At 71.7% G+C, this 19240-nt stretch carries 11 protein-coding genes; 4 read left to right on the forward strand and 7 right to left on the reverse strand.

From position 1 onward, the window contains the following. Window positions 1-58: 58 nt before the first annotated feature. Both ACQEVC_RS39320 and ACQEVC_RS39325 read right to left on the reverse strand, forming a co-directional pair. Complete coding sequence (locus ACQEVC_RS39320) at window positions 59-403, reverse strand: DUF1801 domain-containing protein (RefSeq protein ID WP_432888595.1); 345 nt, start codon at window positions 401-403, stop codon at window positions 59-61. Window positions 404-466: 63 nt separating this feature from the next. Continuing rightward, window positions 467-1111 (reverse strand): dihydrofolate reductase family protein, encoded by a 645-nt coding sequence (locus tag ACQEVC_RS39325; RefSeq protein ID WP_432888597.1) that lies wholly within the window; start codon window positions 1109-1111, stop codon window positions 467-469. Between the two features lie 136 nt (window positions 1112-1247). Here ACQEVC_RS39325 and ACQEVC_RS39330 point away from each other — a divergent pair, with 136 nt between their 5' ends. Then, window positions 1248-3992: an ATP-binding protein gene (locus ACQEVC_RS39330; protein ID WP_432888599.1), complete on the forward strand. Its 2745-nt coding sequence runs from the start codon at window positions 1248-1250 to the stop codon at window positions 3990-3992. 72 nt (window positions 3993-4064) lie between these two features. On the opposite strand, the gene ACQEVC_RS39335 is transcribed toward ACQEVC_RS39330, so the two are convergent. Continuing rightward, window positions 4065-4970 carry a phosphatase PAP2 family protein gene (locus tag ACQEVC_RS39335; RefSeq protein WP_432888601.1) on the reverse strand — a complete coding sequence of 302 codons (906 nt, stop codon included), beginning with the start codon at window positions 4968-4970 and terminating at the stop codon, window positions 4065-4067. 429 nt (window positions 4971-5399) lie between these two features. Further along, the gene (locus ACQEVC_RS39340; RefSeq protein WP_432888603.1) at window positions 5400-8309 is read right to left on the reverse strand and encodes a glycoside hydrolase family 48 protein; all 2910 of its coding nucleotides are present in this window, start codon (window positions 8307-8309) and stop codon (window positions 5400-5402) included. Window positions 8310-9378: 1069 nt separating this feature from the next. Between ACQEVC_RS39340 and ACQEVC_RS39345 the strand changes: the two genes are divergently transcribed. Both ACQEVC_RS39345 and ACQEVC_RS39350 read left to right on the forward strand, forming a co-directional pair. Beyond that, entirely contained in the window at window positions 9379-10875 is a 1497-nt protein-coding gene (locus ACQEVC_RS39345) for a GH1 family beta-glucosidase (RefSeq protein WP_432888605.1), read from the forward strand. Between the two features lie 147 nt (window positions 10876-11022). After that, entirely contained in the window at window positions 11023-12051 is a 1029-nt protein-coding gene (locus ACQEVC_RS39350) for a phosphotransferase family protein (RefSeq protein ID WP_432888607.1), read from the forward strand. A 41-nt stretch (window positions 12052-12092) separates the two neighbouring features. Here the strand turns inward: ACQEVC_RS39350 and ACQEVC_RS39355 are convergent, their stop codons facing one another. The 3 genes from ACQEVC_RS39355 to ACQEVC_RS39365 all read right to left on the reverse strand — a co-directional run bounded on the left by ACQEVC_RS39355 (window position 12093) and on the right by ACQEVC_RS39365 (window position 16584). Beyond that, window positions 12093-12515: a roadblock/LC7 domain-containing protein gene (locus ACQEVC_RS39355; protein WP_432888609.1), complete on the reverse strand. Its 423-nt coding sequence runs from the start codon at window positions 12513-12515 to the stop codon at window positions 12093-12095. Next, on the reverse strand, window positions 12512-14956 hold the full coding sequence (locus tag ACQEVC_RS39360) for a nitrate- and nitrite sensing domain-containing protein (RefSeq protein WP_432888611.1): 2445 nt from the start codon (window positions 14954-14956) through the stop codon (window positions 12512-12514). The genes ACQEVC_RS39355 and ACQEVC_RS39360 overlap by 4 nt, the downstream gene beginning before the upstream one ends. A gap of 215 nt (window positions 14957-15171) precedes the next feature. After that, window positions 15172-16584, reverse strand: coding sequence for an FGGY family carbohydrate kinase (locus ACQEVC_RS39365; RefSeq protein ID WP_432888613.1), 1413 nt, complete (start codon window positions 16582-16584; stop codon window positions 15172-15174). 309 nt (window positions 16585-16893) lie between these two features. Between ACQEVC_RS39365 and ACQEVC_RS39370 the strand changes: the two genes are divergently transcribed. After that, complete coding sequence (locus ACQEVC_RS39370; protein ID WP_432888616.1) at window positions 16894-19125, forward strand: anthranilate synthase family protein; 2232 nt, start codon at window positions 16894-16896, stop codon at window positions 19123-19125. Window positions 19126-19240 lie beyond the last annotated feature (115 nt).

The following is a 19240-nucleotide window of genomic DNA, read 5'->3' on the forward strand; positions in this document are numbered from 1 at the left end:
CCAGCCCGTGCCGCTCCAGCGGTGCCAGACCAGACCCCGCACGGCATACCGCGGCCAGCTACCGGGCAGTCGTGGTCTTTGCCAGGATGCCGGCAAGTACGCCGTAGTCGACGTCCTGCCCTTCGGTGATGTCGACGGCTTTGCGTTCACCGTTGCCCAGGGCCCGAAGGAGTCCCTTGACCTCTGGGATGTCCGTCGCGTTGAACACCATGAACGAGACCTTGGCCTTGGCCACCGCGATGACAGCCGCGTAGTGTCCGTTCTTGAGGTAGTGCGGCTTGCCGTACTGGAGCCGCTCTTCGACACCCGGAATGGTCTGGCCGACCATCGTACGCAGTTTCTCGCACACATCGATCTGCCACGGCTGTGCCTTGTTGATGTACTGGGTAACAATGTCACTCACGGTCTTCTCCTTCATCACTGCTTGCCAAGAGCGAGGGTCCGTATCTAGACCGATCTGCGTGGCTCAGTTGTGTCTCGTCGTATGTCCGGGTCCTGCCGGCATACGGCCTCGTTCACCCTTCACCGGCAGGAGCCCCGGGCTCCTGCCCCCACCCGACGAGCTCGTCCCGACCGGGGTGTAGGTCAACACGACCACGCCCGAGTCGAACGCCTGCGTGCCGACCAGCCGAAGGACCGTCGGCTCGCCCGACTCTTCGAAGAGCCGCACGCCACCGCCCATCACGACGGGGTAGGTGACCAGGCGCAGTTCGTCGAGGAGCTCGTTGCGCAGCAACCACCTGACCAGTGCGACACTGCCGTAGACCAGGATGTCGCCGTCCACCTCGGCCTTCAGCTTCGCGATCGTCTCGGCGACGTTCTCGCTGATGACGGTGGTGTTGTTCCATTCGCCCCGCTTCAGCGTCGTCGAGACGACGTACTTGGGCATGCTATTCATCTTGTCGGCGAAACCAGCCTCGTCGGTCATGTTCGGCCAAGCGGCGGCGAACCCCTCGTAGGTGACCCGGCCGAGCAGCAACGCGTCGGCGGCCCGGAGCTGCTCCAGCCCGGTCCGCATGGAGTCCTCGCTGACGAACTGGAAGGTGAACCGCTGCGGGTCGTCGACGACCCCGTCGGCGGTCGTGAAGATGGACAGAACAATGCGTCCCATGTGTGCCTCCCAAGTGCTTCGGTGACCTGAGGTAGAGCCTCCAGCACGGGGACGGCACGGACATCAGTGGCGACCACGCATTCCACCACCCATTGGGCCACCAATACCTGATCCCGGGGTCAGGCATGATGGTGCGATGACCGTCGCGTATCCCGCCGGAGCGTCGAAGCGAGAGATCGAGGTACTCGTGATGCTCGGCGCGCGCCTGTCCAACGCCGACATCGCCGGCAGGCTGCACATCTCCGTACGGACCGTGGAGAGCCACGTTTCCGCGCTGCTACGCAAGTACGGCGTCGCCGACCGGAAGGCGCTCGCCGAAATCGCCGTACAGGTGCAGGCAGGGGCGCCGGTGCCAGGGCGGATGGCCGGCCTGCCACCAGCGCTCACCACCTTCATCGGCAGGAGCGCCGAACACGAGCACCTGATGGAGACGCTGCGCGGCGCACGGCTGGTGACCGTGGTGGGACCGGGCGGGGTGGGAAAGACGCGGCTGGCGGGCCAGATCGCCGAGGCGGCGGGGCCCTCCTTCCCCTCCGGCGGCGCGTTCGTCGATCTCGTTCCGGCCCGCGGCGGGTACGTCGCGCAGGCGGTTGCCGCCGCGCTCGGCGTCAGCGAGCGCCCGCAGCAGTCGCTGGAGGACGCCGTGGTGGAGCGGCTCGGAGAGGGCCGATCGCTGCTGGTGCTGGACAACTGCGAGCACGTGATCGACGTGGTGGCGCCGTTCGCGGAGCGGGTGCTGGCCGGCTGCCCTGGGACCCGCATCCTCGCCACCAGCAGGGAACGACTCGGCGTGCCGGGCGAGCGTGCCGTACCGCTCGGCCCGCTGCCGCTGGGGTCCGACGCCGAGCGACTCTTCATCGACCGCGCCACCGCCGCGGACCCCGGGTTCGCGGCGGACCCCGTGGTGGTCGCCAAGCTGTGTACGCGGCTGGACGGCATGCCGCTGGCGATCGAGCTGGCAGCAGCACGCAGTGCCACGCTGGGCGAGAACGGGTTGCTGGCCGCGCTCGACGACCACCTACGGCTGGTGGCCGGCGGCAGGGGTGTGGACGAGCGGCACCGCTCGCTGCGCGCGGTCATCGGCTGGAGCCACGACCTGCTCGATGACGAGGAACGGGCACTGTTCCGGCGGCTCGCCGCCTTCGCCGGGGCGTTCGACCTCGACGCCGTCGCCGCGGTGAGCCCCGCCGGGAGCACCCGCGGTGCGGTTGCCGACGTGCTGGGCAGGCTGGCGGACAAGAGCCTGGTCACCGTGCACCGTCGGGAGGGCGTGGCCCGGTGGCGGCTGCTGCAGACGGTGCGCGCGTTCGCCACCGAACGGCTGGACGCGTCGGGCGAGCGGCCGGAGATCCAGGACCGGCACCTGCGCTGGGCGGCGGACGTCGCCACCGAGCTGGAGACGAGGCTGGACGGCGACGATTGGTACGAAGAGTTCGACGCGGTCGCCGACGACCTGAGAGCCGCCCTCGCCGCCGCCCCCGAAGGTCCGGGTGAGCTGCCGCACCGGCTGGCCCGGGCACTGGCCCACCTCGCCTACGCGCGGCGGTTCCTGATGGAATCGCTCGGCCACTACCGGGGCGCCGCCGAGCGCGCCCCCGCTCCGGGCGAGGCCGCGGCGGACCTGTACGCCGCCTCCGCCGTTTCCCACGCCATCGGCGACGACGGTCAGCGCCCCTTCGACCTGCTGCTCGCCGCCGCGGAGCGGGCCCGCGCTGCCGGGGATCACGGGGCCACGGCCATCGCCCTGGCGCAGGCGGTCACCACCGCCCGGCGGCATCCGGCAGGGTTCGCCACGGAGGTTCCGTACGAGCGCCTGCGTCACCTCCTCGACGAGGCGGCGTCCGCGGCTGACGGGTCGAGCGACGCCGTGGTGACGGCCCGCCTCGCCGAGGCGGCGGCGTGGGCCGCGACCTCCGACAGGTACGAGGCGAACTCGGCGCTCGCCGAGGCCGCCGCGGCAGCCGCCCGGGTCACCGGCGATCCGGTGCTGATCAGCGCGGCTCTGGACGCGGTGGCCACGGCCGGCATCGTGGCGGGGCGCGGCGGGGATGTGCGCCGGGTGATGGACGAACGGTTGGCCCTGCTGCCCGCGATGCCCCGGCACGACCCGAACGCCGCCCCGGAGATCGTCGACACGTACCGGATGGCCCACCTGGCCGCCCTCGGCGTCGGCGACCTGCCGGCCGCCCTGTCGATCGGGCAACGGACCATGGACGACGACCTCGCCGGCAGTTCCTACCACTCGGCCGCCCTCCTGATCACCCCGCTGGTGCTCAGCGGGCGCTTCGACGAGGCGCTGCGGATGGCGGGCACCGCGTGGGACGGTTGGCAGCGGGCCGGCCGTCCGCGCACCGGCACGATGTCGCCGCCGATGGCCGCCGTCGCCCTCGTCCACGGGCTGCGCGGCGACGACGAGGGGTACGCGCTGTGGCGTTCCCGCGCGATCGAGGTCATCGGGGAGCTACCCGCGCACTCCACGTTCCTGACGATGGTCGACGCGCGGCTCGCCGTACACGCCGGGCGGGTCGGGGACGCCGCCGTGCTCGTCCGGTTGGCGTTCAACGGCATCCGGAGCTGGTCTCCGCCCTACTCCCGGGCGGTGGGTGCCGAGCTGGCGGTCGTCGCCGGGCTTCCCGACGCGGCGGACCTGCTGTCGGCCGCCGAGCGGCACGAAAGCGCGTGGGCCGCCGCGTGCACCGCCCGCGCCCGGGGCCGCCATTACGGCGACAGCGCCGCCCTCACCGCCGCCGTGGCGGGGTGGGAGCGCATCGGCGCCCGGTTCGAACGCGCAGCCACGCTCCTGCTGCTGCCGGACCGTGCCGACGAAGGCCGGCAGGAACTCGCCGCCCTCGGTGTCGAGGTCCCGGCTCAGCGAGTGTGAGGAGGACTCCTGACTCTCGGCGCCGGCAAGGGTGGGGAGCCCTTCGTGGATGGCTAATTCCGTCAGCAGCTCTCAGTCGGCCGGTCCGGTGACGCCTCGGCCGGTATACCGGGGCACCACCCGGTGCAGGGTGACCAGTACCAGGGCCGTCACCAGGGCGGCGGTGCCGGCAATCCCGGCCGCGCTGCCGCCGTACGCGATCAGAAGCTGGCGTCGGCCGAACTCGGAGATCGGCGTCGACCGCACGCCGTCGGTCCAGCCGAGGGCGACCGCGGCGACCAGCAGCAGGGCCAGGCCGACCACGGCCAACACGGCGGCGGCCTGCCGGTTGCCGTCCGCGGCGGCGACCTGCGCGGTCTCGCGCTGGGTCAGCAGCAGCACCAGGCTGGCCGCCGACGCCCAGGCGCCGACCACCAGCAGCGCCGCTACGGCGTCGCTGGGCCGGTGCCAGCCGGCCGAGAGGGTGGCGACACCGGCCGCGGCGGCATAACCGGCGCCGACCAGCGCACCCCAGCCCCGGACCCGGGGCGGCAGCACCATGACCAGCGCGATCGCCACCGAGGCGGCGACCGCGGTGTGTCCACTGGGCAGGCTGTTACCGGCCGCCTCCCGGGCCTCGTCGACGTCGAAGTCGGGCCGCTCGATGAGGAACTTCAGCGCCTGGGTAGTGAGGTTGGCGCCCACGATCAGCAGCACGGTCACCACCGCCAGGGTGATCCGGACCCGGATCAGCGCGATGAAGCCGATGACCGCGGTGGCGACCAGCAGCGACAGCAGGGAGACCGCGTTCAGCACGCCGCCGACGATGCCCTCGATCCGGTGTTGCCCGATCGAGTTGCCGGTCAGTGCGATCGTGTCCAGTACCTGGCCGTGTTCGGTGCCGACGGCGAACCGCCAGACCACGACGAACGCGAGGATCTGGAGTGCGGTCAACAGGACCAGCCAGGACGCTGTCAGAATGCCGCTTCGGCCACGCACGCCGGACACCGTATCGGACGCTCCCGGCATAGCCGACACCGCACTCGATGCGGGAGTGGCAAGGGGGCGGAGAGCAAGAAGCGGGAGGGGCCGCCACGGGGGAAGCGGCCCCTCCCACTCAGGTCAGGATACTCCGTCTTGCCGTAAGGGGCACCCCGGACTGACTGGAAACTCAGTGCCCTGAACAAGGCTCGGCGCGAAAGTCTTCGCCATGGCAACGGACAGGGGAGGATGCCCCGCCCCCGGACACGAGGCCGGGCGGGCGGCACCGGTTGGTGCCGCCCGCCCGCTGGGCGGTGGTGGTCGCCCTCGTTGCTGTCCGAGGTGGAACGGGAGTGGCGGGCCGGCCGGATCGCTGCGTTGGCCAATCCGGCCGGGCCCGCCACGGTTGGCCTGACCGTGGGAATCAGGCCCGTCTGGTGACCGGGATCAGCCGATCAGCCGGTCGTAGTCGTGCAGCGCCATCGCCACGTCGATCTGCGCCCAGAAGCGGTGGTACGTGAACGTCGGCACCGGGCCGCCGTTCAGGTACGACTCCACCTTGTCCCAGTCCGGGTCGTCCTGGAGGAACGAGCGGATGCTCAGGAACGTGGAGTTGGAGTTGATCGGGTCACCGTTCGGCATGGTGCCGGTGAAGCCGGACGGGATGTAGAGACCCTGGCCGGTGCTGGAGTTGTAGGTGTCGTCGAAGCGGTTGTAGTCCGCCTTCGTCTCCGGCACCGCGACGCCCTTGTCGTCCTTGTGCTGCAGGACGGCGTCGAGCAGGGCCTTCGCGGTCTCCTTGGCCTCGGTGTGGTTGGCCTTCGCACCGTAGTAGATCAGCGTACGGGCGTAGGCACCCGCGACGCCGACGTCCTGGGTGTGGTCGACCACCGAGACCCGCAGGTTGCTGTTGTTCACCGAGGTGGTGCCGGCGGTCCAGTTGCCACCCGGCTGGCCGCTCCAGCTCAGCGTCGACGGGATCTGGTAGTCCGCACCGTTCACCGTGGTGTTGTCCAGCGCCCAGTTGACCCACTTGTCGAGCAGCGCCTTGGCCCGGGCGTCACCACTCTCGTGGTAGTACTCCGCGACCCGCTCCATGCTCCACGCCTGGAAGCCGAACCACTGGTTCGACGGCGGGTCGTGGTAGACCGGCTTGACGTCGTACGTCATGCCGTAGAAGGTCGGCACGCCGGCCGGGCGGGCGCTGTAGTCGCCGTTCCAGCTGTTGGTCGCGCCACCGGCGATGGCACCGTCGGCCGACTGGAGCCAGGTGTAGAAGTCGATCTGCCGGGTGAGGCTGGTGGCCCAGTCGGTCCGCGCGGTCGGCGACCGCGGGGTCAGCTCGGACACCGTGGAGAGGGCGTACGCGGCGAACGGGTTCTGGTAGCCGCCGTGGTTGTGGCTGGAGCCGATCCGCCACGACCAACTGCTGCTGCCGCCCTGCGAGCCACCCCAGGCGTAGTACCAGGAGAGCAGGTAGGCGGAGCTGTTCTTGCCGGTGCCGGCCGTGCAGGACGGCGAGGCGCACCCGGGCTGCTTGAAGTACTTGTCGTACATCGCGTAGCGCAGGTAGTCACCCATCTTGGCGGCGTTGGCGATGGTGGCCGAGATCTGACCCTCGGCACCCTGCTCCTTGGCCCACTTCAGCGCCCAGTACGCGGCCTGGACGGCGCGCGCGTCGGCGTCGGGAGCGTTGGTGTAGCGCCACTGCTGGGCGTAGGACGAGTCACCGATGAAGATCGGCAGGTAGCCGTTCGGGCCGCCGTGCTCGAACGTCTCGCAGGAGGGGTGCGGAACGGTCTCGAAGACCGACTCCTGCGGGCCGCGCTGGTAGGTGTTGATGTACGCCGGCTTGGTGGTGCCGTCGCCGCACTTGCCGTAGCCGTAGACGTTGTCCACGTCGAGCAGCCAGTGCATGCCGTACACCCGGCCGCTGTTGTAGGTGGACTGGAGCTCGGCGGCGAGCGGGTCCTGACCCACCCGGACGCTGGAGTCGAGCTTGCCGCCCTGCTGCGGGTAGAGGTCCGGCCGGTTCGCCTCGGGGGCGTAGTCCGCCGGGTCGCTGGCGTTGTAGTTCGACTGGGTCTCGGACGGGATGATGTACCGGTCCATGACCTCCCAGGCGTCGTTGAACGGTCCCCACTCACCGGTGGTGCGGCCGTACATCGCCTCTAGGAAGAGCCAGTAGCTGAACGCCTCGGAGGTGGTCTCGTGACCGTGGTCCGGGGCCTCGACCAGCAGCGTCTCCACCGAGTGGTACGGCACGCCCTCGGGGCTGAAGTAGCCGCTCGCCGGCGCCTTGATCTTGTTGTAGAGCTCCAGGAACTCCTCGCCGTACTCGCCGGCCGGTCCGCCGCCCTCGTCGTCGGTGACGGTCACCTGGGTGGTGCCGGAGGTACGCCCGCTGGCGCTGGCGGTGACGGTCGCCGTGTCGTTGCTGTCGTCGGCGTCCTGTGCGGCGTTGACCGGGACGTTGACGCCGGTGTTCCAGTTCGACGGGGTGATCGTCGCGGTGCTGGCGCCGAGCGTCACGTCCGCGTCGCCGGTCTTGGCCAGGTTGACGGTGACGTTGCTGGTCGGCGCGGCGCTGAGCTTGACGTTCAGCGCGGCGTTGTCGCCCTCGGGCACCGACAGCGTCGCCGGGACCACCACGCTCGGCTGGGTCGTGCCGCCGACGGTGAAGGCCACCTCGTCGATGCCGCTCAGCCCGGCGCTGTCGTACGCCCGGGCCTGTGCGGTGTACGACCCGGCCGGCAGCGCGCTGTTGGTGTAGCTGTACGGCGCGCTGGTGTCGGTGCCGACCAGCAGGCCGTTGCGGTAGAACTCGACCCGCTCGACCGGCCCCTCGGCGTCGCTCGCGCCGGCCGAGACGGTGACGTCGGCCGGTGCGGTGAAGGTCGCGCCGTTGGCCGGGCTGGTGATGTCAACGGTCGGCGCGGTGTTCTGGGCGCCGTTGCAGGGGTTGCCGTTGATGGTGAAGGCGGTCGGGTTGGCGTTGGTACCCGAGTAGGAGCCGTTGAACCCGATACTGGTCGAGGCACCGGTGCCCAGGTTGCCGTTCCAGGCCACGTTCGTCGCGGTCACGTTCGCGCCGGACTGGGTCCAGTTGGCCGACCAGCCCTGGGTGATCCGCTGGTTGCCGGGGAAGGTGAACCCGAGGCTCCAACTGGTCATCGGGTCGCCGACGTTCCGGATCGTGACGGACGCGCTGAATCCGGAGCCCCAGCTGTTGGCGGTGTAGGTGACGTCGCAGCCGGGGGCCGCGTAGGCGGTGCCGGGGACGACGGCAACACCTCCGACCACCAATATGCCGGCGGCGGCCATCGCCAGTCGGCGTCTTCCTAACCTCAACTTCATGTCGTGACTTCTCCTCGCGGACCGGGCCGCGGTGCTGCCGCGGCTGGGGCGCCTCCTGCGCGTGGTGCGGGGGCGATGCGCGTGGGTGGGTAGGCGCCGGAATGGTGGTGGTCAACCCGTCCCGGACCGGGGTCGGCGGACGCCGGAGGAGACACCGGACGTGGCGGCTCCGAGCTGTGCGGGGGCGCCGTTACCGAGAGACTCGGATGCCCTGGCGGCCCATGATCGCGTCGGCTTGTGGCTCCCTGCCGCGATAGTTCGACAGTGTGGCATGGGAGCGCTCCCGCAGCAAGTGGAGTCCGGCGCAACTCCACTACAGACGGCCAAACAGGCCCGCTGACCTGGGCATAGATTCGATCGAGACAGCACAACGGAGTTTCGTCGACGTTGGCCTGATGTTTCGATCTTATTTTGGGTCTTTCACAAACCCGTGACGCGGGCTACAGTCCAACCAACGTCGATGGGAGCGCTTCCATTGATGAGGATGTAAGTAGTTTGGATCGCACCACCACGGAGGCTGCGAGGATCCGGTCCGCCGGGTCGATCGCTCCCCGTTGGGCGAGCTACGGCAATGTTACGTAGCCGCCGACCGCTCAGCCACAGGGCTGAGGGCGGGCCAGCCCGGACTCCGCCGTCAGCCAGCTCACCACCGTCGGAAGGAGGTGGAACCAGAGCCACTCGCGTGGCCCGGCTCCCGCGCGGCACGCACGACCTGGACGCCAATTCCGTTCGTGCGTGTTTGTAACTCACGCTGGGGACGGGGGTTGCCCTCCCCGTCCCCACACTAACCCCCCGCCAACGACGGGAAAATCGGTCATCGGTACAGCGTCTCGACGCCGAACCGGTCGACCGGCTGCGTCATCGGCACCTCGGACGGCGACCGGCCTCGTCGCGACGCGACGAACGGTCGCCGTGGTCATGGTGCACGTGGGGACGGGCAATGGACGAGGCCCAGACCCGCCATTGCCATCCGAACATCCCATACGCAATCGCCCGGTAGATCGCTACGCTCTTTGTATGGGAGCGCTCCCGGGCGTGGTGCGGAGGGCCCCACTCACGAGGAGACAGCATGTCCGTACTGACTCGGCGGCATCTGCTGCGCCGCGCCGCGTTGTCCGCCAGTGCCGTGCCGGCCGGCCACCTGTCGACGAGCACGGCGGCAGCAGCCGTCGCCGGCGCGACGCTGACCGGTTGCGACGCCGACCCCGAGGCCGACGACGAGCGACGTACGGCGCCGGACGCGCAGCTCGGACTCCGCTTTCCGGACGGCTTCGGGTGGGGCGCGGCCACCTCGGCGTACCAGATCGAGGGGGCGGCCAAGGACGACGGGCGGGGCGAGTCCGTCTGGGACACCTTCAGCCACACCCCGGGACGGGTCCGGGGTGGGGACACCGGCGACGTCGCCGCCGACCACTACCACCGGTACGTCGAGGACCTGGACCTGATGAAGGATCTCGGGCTGCGGACGTACCGGTTCTCCATCTCCTGGCCACGCATCCAGGCCGACGGCACCGGCGCGCCCAACCAACGCGGGCTCGACTTCTACCGGCGGCTGGTCGACGGCCTGCACGACCGGGGCATCGCCCCGATGGCCACGCTCTTCCACTGGGACCTGCCGCAGTCGCTGCAGGACATCGGCGGCTGGGAGTCCCGGGACGTCGCCTACCGCTTCGCCGACTACGCCGAGGCGATCTTCGAGGCGCTCGGCCCCAGCGTGCCGGTCTGGCTGACCATCAACGAGCCCAAGACGGTGGTGCAGAACGGCTACCTGCAGGGTCACCACGCCCCCGGGCTGCGCGAGCCGGACGCGGCCTACCTGGTCGCGCACCACCTGCAACTCGCGCACGGCCTGGCGGTACGCGCGCTGCGCGCCACCGGCAGCGACAGCCGGATCGGCCCCGCGCTGAACCTGCACCCCTGCTACCCGGCCGACGACGCCCCCGGGGCCGCCGAGGCGACCCGGCTCTACGACGGTTACGAGAACCGGCTCTACCTGGACTCCATCTTCAAGGGCGCCTACCCGGCCGACGTGCTGGCCGACCTGGGCCCGGCCAGCCGGATGGTCCGGGGGATCCGGGACGGCGACCTGGCGATCATCTCGTCTCCGGTGGACCTGCTCGCCGTGCAGTACTACACGCCGATCTACGTCACCGCCGACGGCGGCGTGGTCCGCAAGTGGTCGACCTCGGAGGCGAGCTGGCAGCAGATCTTCCCCGACGGGATGTACGACATCCTGACCCGGGTGACCCGGGACTACGGCGACGTGCCGCTCACCGTCACCGAGAACGGCCTGCCCACCCCGGATCTGCTCGCCGGGGACGGCACGGTGGACGACATCGGCCGGATCGCCTTCCTCCGCGACCACCTGGCGGCCGCGCACCGGGCCATCGCCGACGGCGTGCCGCTGGAGAGCTACCACGTCTGGTCGCTGATGGACAACTTCGAGTGGAACGAAGGCTATGAACAGCGATGGGGATTGATCTATATTGACTTCCCCACCCAACGCCGGATCCCCAAGCGCAGCGCGCACTGGTACCGGCGGGTGATCGCCGACAACACCGTCTGACCCGAGCCGACCGACCGGCCAGCACCGAACTCTCGGCACCCCCCTCGCGGTCCGGCGGGGCCGCGGGTGCGGGGCGCGGCGCGGTCCAGGTCGACGAGGTTCACCCGGGTCGGCACCGCCGCCCGACCGTACCGCCGAGAGGGTCGCATGGAGAACCAGAGCTCGACCAGGAGGCACGTCACCGAGACCGAACTCGGGTCGCTGGTCCGGCGCGGCTTCGGCGACCGTACCGGGATCACCGACTGGCGGGAACTGACCGGCGGCACCTACAACGCGGCCTACGCCGTCACCCTCGGTGAGAGCACCGAACTGGTACTCAAGGTCGCCCCGCCACCCGAGCTGAAGCTGCTCAGTCACGAGGTCGACCTGATGCGTACCGAGGTCGACTTCTACCGCCGGGCCGCCCGGGTGGTGACCGCCGTACCCGAGGTCGTCTACGCCGACTTCAACCGGGACCTGATCGGCACCGACTTCGTCTTCCTCAGCCGGGTGGCCGGAACGGACCTGCAGCAGACCCGGGACCAACTGACCCCGGCACAGCTCGCCACCGTACGCGGTGAGATCGCCGCGCACGCGGCCCGGCTGCACACCGTCACCGGTCCGGCGTACGGCTATCCGCTGCGCGGCAGCCGTAGCTGGCAACCGTCCTGGCGGGCCGCCTTCGGTGCGATGGTCGAGGACATCCTCGCCGACGCCCTCCGGCTGGGCAGCGCGCTACCCGCCCCGCCGGACCGGATCGGCGACCTGCTGCGCCGGCACGCCGACGTCCTCGACGAGGTACGCCGCCCCGCCCTGGTGCACTTCGACCTCTGGGACGGCAACGTCTTCGTCGCCGCCGATCCTGCCGGCACAGTCCGGGTGACCGGCCTGATCGACGGCGAACGGGCCTTCTTCGGCGACCCGCTGGCCGAACTGGTCTCGATGACGCTCTTCCGCGAACTGGACGACGAACCGGAGATCCTCGCCGGCTACGCCTCCGCCGGACACGGTCGGCTCGAACTGACCACGACGGCCCGCCGCCGGCTCACCCTCTACACGATCTATCTCTATCTCATCATGTGCATCGAAGGCGCCACCCGGGGCTGGGACGGCCCGGAACGCGCCGAGTACGAACGATGGCTCGCCGGTCAGCTCGACGCGCAACTCGGCCGGCTGGGCCAGGTCCGGCGGGCATGAGACGACACCACACCGTCACCCCGGCGAGCGGACCCGGCCGGTCAGCGGGGCAGCGCCTGCTGGAGCTCGGCCCGCAGCGCCGGTGTCAGCATCTCACCGGCCGCCTTGGCCAGCTTCGCCATCTCGTAACCCACCACGCCGATGTCGGCGTCGTTCGCGGCGAGGGTGGCCAGGATCGAACCGTCCCGGATCTGCATGACCAGGAAGTAGCCCCGACCCATCTCGACCACCGTCTGCTTGACGATGTCGCCGTCGAACATCTCCGCGGCCCCGGCGGTGATGCTGGACAACCCGGAGGTGACCGCGGCGAGCTTGTCGGCGTGGTCCCGGGGCAGGTGCTCGGAGACCGCCACCAGCAGTCCGTCGGCGGAGACCACGATGGCGTGCGCCACCCCGGGTACCCGTTCCGTGAACCCGCTCACCAGCCAGTTCAGATCCCGTGCCTCTTGACTGAGCGTGCTCAATACTTCTCCTCTTCGGTGCGCGCGCCGGCCGGCGCCATGGGTATCACCATCGTGTCCTCCGCCTCGGCCCGCCGGAGACCACCGTAGTACCGGGACAACATGCCGCCCACCTGCTCCGGATCCGGCGCCTCGCGCTGGACCGGCAGCCTGGATCGGGCCGGCTCGTTCTTCGCCCGCAGTTGGGCCATCGGCACCCGGATCGGCAGCCCGTTGGCGTTGGTCCCGCCGGTCACCGGTACCGCCGGTGGGGCGTTCCCGGTGGCCAGCGCTCCGGTCGGCGCCGCCCCGGCGGCGTTGGTCGGCGGCGGCGTGCTCCCCCTGCCCTGCCGGGACCACCAGGTGCTCGACGGCCCGGAACCGGCACCGGCGGCCATCCCGAGCACGTCCTCGGCCCGGGTGGGTGTCTCCCGGCGGCCCGTCCGGCGGAGCTGGCCGCCGTCGGCGCCGCCCTCGCCCGGTGCCGGCGGACGCGTGCCGTTCGAGCCGGCCACCGCACCCGCGACGAGTTCGAGCACCCGCCGACCGGGGCCGCCGACCGGATCCGCCGGGGGAGCCGGGGCGAGCAGGCTGGCCGGCAGCCAGACCGCCGCCACCAGGCCACCCTGCCCGGTGGTCCGCAACCGGACCCGGACGCCCTGCCGGGCGGCCAGGTGGCTGACCACGAACAGACCCATCCGCTCCGACGCGGCGACGTCCGCGTCCGGCGGTACCGCGAGCACCTGGTTGGCCCGCTCCAGCGCGGTCGGGCTCATGCCGAGACCCTGGTCGACGATCTCCACCAGGACGCTGCCGTCCGGTTGCCCGGCGGCGTCGACCTGGACCACGGTGTCCGGCCGGGAGAACGACGACGCGTTCTCCAGCAGCTCGGCGAGCAGGTGCACCAGGTCGGCGACGGCGTGCCCGACGACGTACAGCTCGTCGGCGACGTCGTGCCGGATCCGCTGGTACTGCTCGATCTCGGCGACCGCGGCCAGCATCACCGTGCCGAGCAGCACCGGACGGTTCCACCGCCGGGTCGCCTCGGTGCCGGCCAGCACCAGCAGGCTGTCGTCGTTACGGCGCATGCGGGCGGCGAGATGGTCCAGCTTGAACAGGTTGTCGAGCTGGTCCGGGTCGCTCTCGTCCTGCTCCAGCTCGTCCAACAGCTCCAACTGCCGCTCGACCAGCACCTGGCTGCGTCGGGCCAGGTTGACGAACATGGCGTTGACGTGTCGACGCATCACCGCCTGCTCCAGCGCCACCGTCACCGCGCTGCGGTGCACCGCCACGAAGGCCTCGGCCACCTCGCCGATCTCGTCCATCGACCGGACGTCGGCCGGCGGCACCTCGAACTCGGCGGCGACCGGATCGACCGTACGCAGCCGTTCCAGGGTCTCCGGCAGCTCGACCTGGGCGACCCGCAACGCCTGGCCCCGCAGCATCCGCAGCGAACGGGCGACGGAGCGGCCGATCGCGACCGAGGTGAACAGGGCGGCCAGCAGTACGCCCAGCACGCCGACCGCGGTGAGCAGCGTCCGGCGCAACTGCTCGGCACTGCGGGAGTCCGCCAGCGCCACCGCGTCGTCGACCGCACCCGTCTCGACCTGCCGGAGCAGCTCCTGGCGCTGCTGGCTGATCGTCCACCAGCGGCCCGGTTCGAGTACCGCGGCGGTGCGCCCGCCGGCGGAGAAGGTGGTCTCCTCCATCCGGACCGCGGCCACGAAGTTCGGATCGGTCGACACCTGGTCGTACCGCTCGATCTGCCGGTCGGTGGCCGAGAGCCGGAAGCCGGCGAGGCCGGTGAGCTGCTGTGCCCGCAGGTCGGTCAGCGTGACCAGGTCGGTCTGGTCGTACCGGCCGGCCCGGGCGGCGGCGTATAGCTGCCCCCGGATCCGCGAGTTGACCTCCTTGACCTGGGCGAACTCGACGTACCGCAGCACCGCGTCGGTCAGGTCGCCACGGTCCGCGCCGGGCGAGGGCTCGGCCAGCAGCACCAACAGCACCTCGATGGTCCGGTCGTACTCGGCCAGCACCGGATCGGGGTTGGAGCCGGCCGCCGGCACCGAGGCCCGCACCTCCGGCAGCCGGTCGAGTGCGTCGTCGACCCGGTCGTAGGAGATCCGCCAGGACGCCTCACCCCGGGCCAGCGGCGACGCCGCCGTCCGGAACCGGTCGAGCGCGCGGTCGGCGACCGGGTAGACCGACTCCAGCGCCGGCAGCGGGCGGCCGGGTTCGACCGGCGGCGCCGAGCCGGTGTTCAACGCGGCCAACTCGCCTGCGGTCTGATCCCGCTCGCGCTGCAACTCGTGCACCAGCGCCGTGATCTCGCGACCGACCGCCACCTGGTCGGCGAACTCGTCGAGCAGGTCCGCCTGGCTCACCAACGCACCGGTCTGGGCCCCGGCGAGCACCAGGAACGCGACCGACGGGACCACGAGGACGGCGCCCAGCTTGGTACGCATCCGCCAGTCTCGCACCCGAAAGGCGGACCTGCGGCGATGTGGCACCACCCGGACGTCGAGACGGCGCCGGCGGTGACGCGAGACGGCGCCATGTGACGGTTCCGGGGCAACAGCCACCATGCCTCCTACCGTCCTCGATGCGGGGCGCGCCAAGGAGCGGAGCTATTTCAAATCAGGCCCGGACCTGCTGTCAATGATCAGGGGGCCGGTACAGCTCACGAAGGGTACTGCGGGTGATCAGGTCTTGTCGCTGTCGCCGACTCGTCCTCATCCGTCCGGACGATGCGCTCAAGGCCGGACGCGCCGTCGAGCCGACCGATCGCCACCAGCGCGGCGCCGACCGCACCGATCTCCGGATTCCGGACGTGGCGTACCTCCCGGGGGGCCAGCGCCACCGAGAAGGAACGCCGCCACCACCCGGACGCGGCGACGGCCCCGCCGCCGAGGACGACCTGAACCGATTTGTCCAGGGTGGATTCGATCGCCGCGACCCCTACCGCCACCTGGCGACAGAGTGCGTCCATCAGTCCGGCCAGGATGTCCACCGCGGTGGTGTTGAAGCCGAGCCCGGACAGCACGCCGGAGCCGGCCGGGGCGAGCCCGGGTGGACGGTCGCCGCCTAGCTGGGGATCGGCCGGTACGCCGTCGCCGGGCGGCACCCGGGCGAGGGCCCGGTCGAGTTCCGCCCCCTCGGGCAACTTCATCTCCCGCCGGACCCAGGCGTAGAGGTTGCCGCCGCCGGAGAAGGCGGTACCGGTCACCACGTGCTCGTGGTCCACCCGGTAGCGCCACAGATTCTCCGGCAACGGCGGCAACTCGCCACCCGCCGGGGCGCGCTGGACCAGCCGGACCGCCGCCGAGGTGCCGACGGTGACCGCCGCGCGCCGGCTGTCGTAGCAGCCGGAGCCCACGTTGGAGGCGGCACCGTCGCCGCTGGGCGGCGCCCACCGGGCGGTCCGCAGCGCCGGCCAGCGCCGGGCGTACCCGGCCCGGAGCCGGCCGCGCCAGGCCGGCGGAGCCAGCGTCGGCAGCTCGCCCGGGCGTACCCCGGCCAGCTCGCACGCCTCGGTGTCCCAGTCCAGGGTGCGCAGGTCGAGCAGGCCGGTGCCGGAGGCCTGGGAGACCGACATGACCGCCTCGTCCAGCAGCATGCCGAAGACGTACTCGATCAGGCCGGCGAAGCGGATCTTGTCGTCGCCGCACCTCTCCCGCAGCCAGGGCAGCCGGACCGACCAGTAGAACCGGTGCCACCAGGTGCCGGTACGCCGGTGGTAGTCGTCCGGATCCACCGGCCCGGCCACCCCGGCCGGTGCGGTGGGGCGGGTGTCCAACCAGGTCAGCACCGGGCCGAGTGGATCGCCGGCGGCGTCCAGCGGCACCACCGAGTGCCACTGGGCCGAGGCGACGACCAGTTCGACGCCGTCGAGGTGGTCTGCCCTGGCCAGCTCGTCGAGGCACTCGACCAGGGCGGCGAGGTAGGCCGGCCCGTCCACGGTGGCCCGGCCGTCGTCCCCGATCGTGACGGCGGCCGGTCGCCGGGCCAGCGCACCGGGCAGCGGCCGGGCGGCCGCGTCCAGCACCAGGCCGCGCACCGACGACGTACCCAGGTCGAGAGCGAGAATCCTCATCGACGAAAACCGTACCCGTTCGTCGCTGCCGACCAGGGCAAGGTCGCGCGGTACCGGCCGGACGGACCCCGCGCCGGCCCGGGTCGCCCACCTGGTGGACAGGTGGGCCGAAGGGGTGCCGGCCCGGCCGACGCTGTCCTAGACTCGGGCCGTGCTCGCGCGACTCAACTCCTGGTGGCCCGCCATCCCGGCGGCCGACCTCCGCGCGTAGCAATCTTCCACGCGGCCGCCCCACGCGGCGGCCGCCAGGGTTCCCCCCACGCCTCTCCGGCCACCGCTCGGGACGGCCCCCGGCTGTGAGGACGACCGATGACCCTGCTCAACCATCTGCTCCGCACCATCGCGAGCGGCGCCGACCCCGGCCCGTTCGCCCTGCTGCGCCGGGACGGCGCCACCGGCCTGGAGGTCTTCACCGGTGTACCGCACACCGTCGCCGGGCTCGCCGACATCCCCCTGCTAGCCGGGCCGGCCGGCCCGCGCACCCTCGCGGTGGTGCCGTACCGGCAGGTCGCCGAGCGCGGCTTCGCCTGTGTCGACGACGGCGCCCCGCTGGAGTGCCTGATGCTCGACGAGCCCGAGCGGGTCCCGCTGACCGACGCGCTGGCAGCCCTGCCCGAGGTGCCGGTGCCGGTCCGCGACGCCGGCTTCGACATCGCCGATCCGGAGTACGCGGAGATCGTCGCTCGGGTGCTGCGCGACGAGATCGGCCGGGGCGAGGGGGCGAACTTCGTGATCCACCGCTCCTACCTCGGCACCCTGGCCGGTCCCCCGCTGCCGGCGGCGCTGGCCGCGCTGCGCCGGCTGCTCACCGGGGAACGCGGCGCGTACTGGACGTTCCTGGTGTACACCGGCGGGCGGATCCTGGTCGGCGCCTCGCCGGAACGGCACGTCAGCGTCGAGGACGGCCTGGTCATGATGAACCCGATCAGCGGTACGCTACGCCACCCGGGCCGGCCGGCGGACCGGGAGGAGCTGCTGCGCTTCCTCGCCGATCCCAAGGAGATCGACGAGCTGTACATGGTGCTCGACGAGGAACTGAAGATGATGGCGACCGTGGCCGAGCAGGGCGGCCAGGTGATCGGGCCGTACCTCAAGGAGATGGCGCACCTGACCCACACCGAGTACCTGCTCGCCGGGCGCGGCTCCCGGGACGTCCGGGAGGTGCTCCGGGAGACGATGTTCGCGCCGACCGTCACCGGCAGTCCGATGGAGAACGCCTGCCGGGTGATCGCCCGGCACGAGCGGCGCGGCCGGGGCTACTACGCGGGCGTACTCGCGCTGCTCGGCTTCGACGAGGTCGGGCGGCAGACCCTGGACGCGCCGATCCTGATCCGTACCGCCGAGATCTCGCCGGCCGGCGAGTTGCGGGTGCCGGTCGGCGCGACCCTGGTGCGGCACTCCACCGCCGCCGCCGAGGTGGCCGAGACGCACGCCAAGGCGGCCGGGGTGCTGGCCGCGCTGGGGTTGCGACCGGAGCCGGCCGCCCCCACCGACCAGGCCAGCAACGTCGCCGGCCCCAACCACCAGGTCCGCGTTGTCGCCAGCCCCGGCGACCAGGCCAACGTTGTCGCCAGCCCCGACCACCAGGGCAGCGTTACCGCCAGCCCCGGCGACCAGGCCAACGTTGTCGCCAGCCCCGACCACCAGGGCAGCGTTGTCGCCAGCCCCGGCGTGGTCGGTGTCGGCTCCGAGCCGGCCGCCGAACCGGCACCGGCTGCGGAGGTCCGGCTCGCCGACGACCCGGCGGTGCGGGCCGCGCTGGCCGCCCGCAACACCGGGCTCGCCCCGTTCTGGCTGGAGCAGCGGACGCCGGGCGCCACGGTACGACCGGAGTTCGCCGGCCGGCGGGTGGTGGTGGTCGACGGGGAGGACACCTTCACCGGCATGCTCGCGCACCAACTGCGGGCGCTCGGCCTGACCGTGACGGTACGCCCCTGGGCCGGGGTCGCCGAGCCGGGCGGATTCGATCCGGCCAGCGCCGACCTGACGGTGCTGGGCCCGGGACCGGGCGACCCGGGGCACCCGACCGACCCGAAGATGGTGGCCCTGCGCGGTCTGGTCGGCCGGCTGCTCGACAGCGGGTCACCGACCCTCGGCGTCTGCCTCGGCCACCAGATGCTGGCCGCCCGACTCGGCCTGACCCTGCACCGACGCACCGCCCCCTACCAGGGGCTGTGCCGGGACGTCACGCTCTTCGACACCGTCGCGCGGGTCGGCTTCTACTCCAGCTACACCGCGCTGGCCGATGCCGACGGGCTGGACACGGCGTACGGGCCGGTGCGGCTGGCCCGGGACCCGGTCGACGGTGCGGTGCACGCGCTGCGCGGGCCGACGTACGCCGGGGTGCAGTTCCATCCCGAGTCGGTGCTGAGCCGGGACGGGATGGCGGTGCTGACCGAGGTGGTGGGCCGGCTGCTCCCGACCCCGGCCGGGTCGGCCCCGGCCTCCGGGGCTTTCCGCGCACCGGCGCCGGGGGCAGCGATGCCGCCGGGAGCGGGGCGGGGCGAGACCGGGGCGCATACATCCCGGTATCCCGGGTAGGCATTCGCAAGCCGGTGGTCCGGGCGGGTTGAGAGCCCTCGCCCGGGCCGCCGGTCCACTTGATCCCGATCACGGGGTCGCCGGGATCCAGCCGGACCGGGCCATGCGCAGTCTC

Source organism: Plantactinospora sp. CA-294935 (assembly GCF_050936445.1).
GTDB lineage: Bacteria > Actinomycetota > Actinomycetes > Mycobacteriales > Micromonosporaceae > Plantactinospora.

What these genes read in the sequence shown, in the direction of transcription:
- ACQEVC_RS39325 (WP_432888597.1), bottom strand. Translation starts at nt 1,111, where the DNA reads ATGGGACGCATTGTTCTGTCCATCTTCACGACCGCCGACGGGGTCGTC.
- ACQEVC_RS39330 (WP_432888599.1), top strand. Translation starts at nt 1,248, where the DNA reads ATGACCGTCGCGTATCCCGCCGGAGCGTCGAAGCGAGAGATCGAGGTA.
- ACQEVC_RS39340 (WP_432888603.1), bottom strand. Translation starts at nt 8,309, where the DNA reads ATGAAGTTGAGGTTAGGAAGACGCCGACTGGCGATGGCCGCCGCCGGC.
- ACQEVC_RS39345 (WP_432888605.1), top strand. Translation starts at nt 9,379, where the DNA reads ATGTCCGTACTGACTCGGCGGCATCTGCTGCGCCGCGCCGCGTTGTCC.
- ACQEVC_RS39350 (WP_432888607.1), top strand. Translation starts at nt 11,023, where the DNA reads ATGGAGAACCAGAGCTCGACCAGGAGGCACGTCACCGAGACCGAACTC.
- ACQEVC_RS39360 (WP_432888611.1), bottom strand. Translation starts at nt 14,956, where the DNA reads ATGCGTACCAAGCTGGGCGCCGTCCTCGTGGTCCCGTCGGTCGCGTTC.
- ACQEVC_RS39365 (WP_432888613.1), bottom strand. Translation starts at nt 16,584, where the DNA reads ATGAGGATTCTCGCTCTCGACCTGGGTACGTCGTCGGTGCGCGGCCTG.
- ACQEVC_RS39370 (WP_432888616.1), top strand. Translation starts at nt 16,894, where the DNA reads ATGACCCTGCTCAACCATCTGCTCCGCACCATCGCGAGCGGCGCCGAC.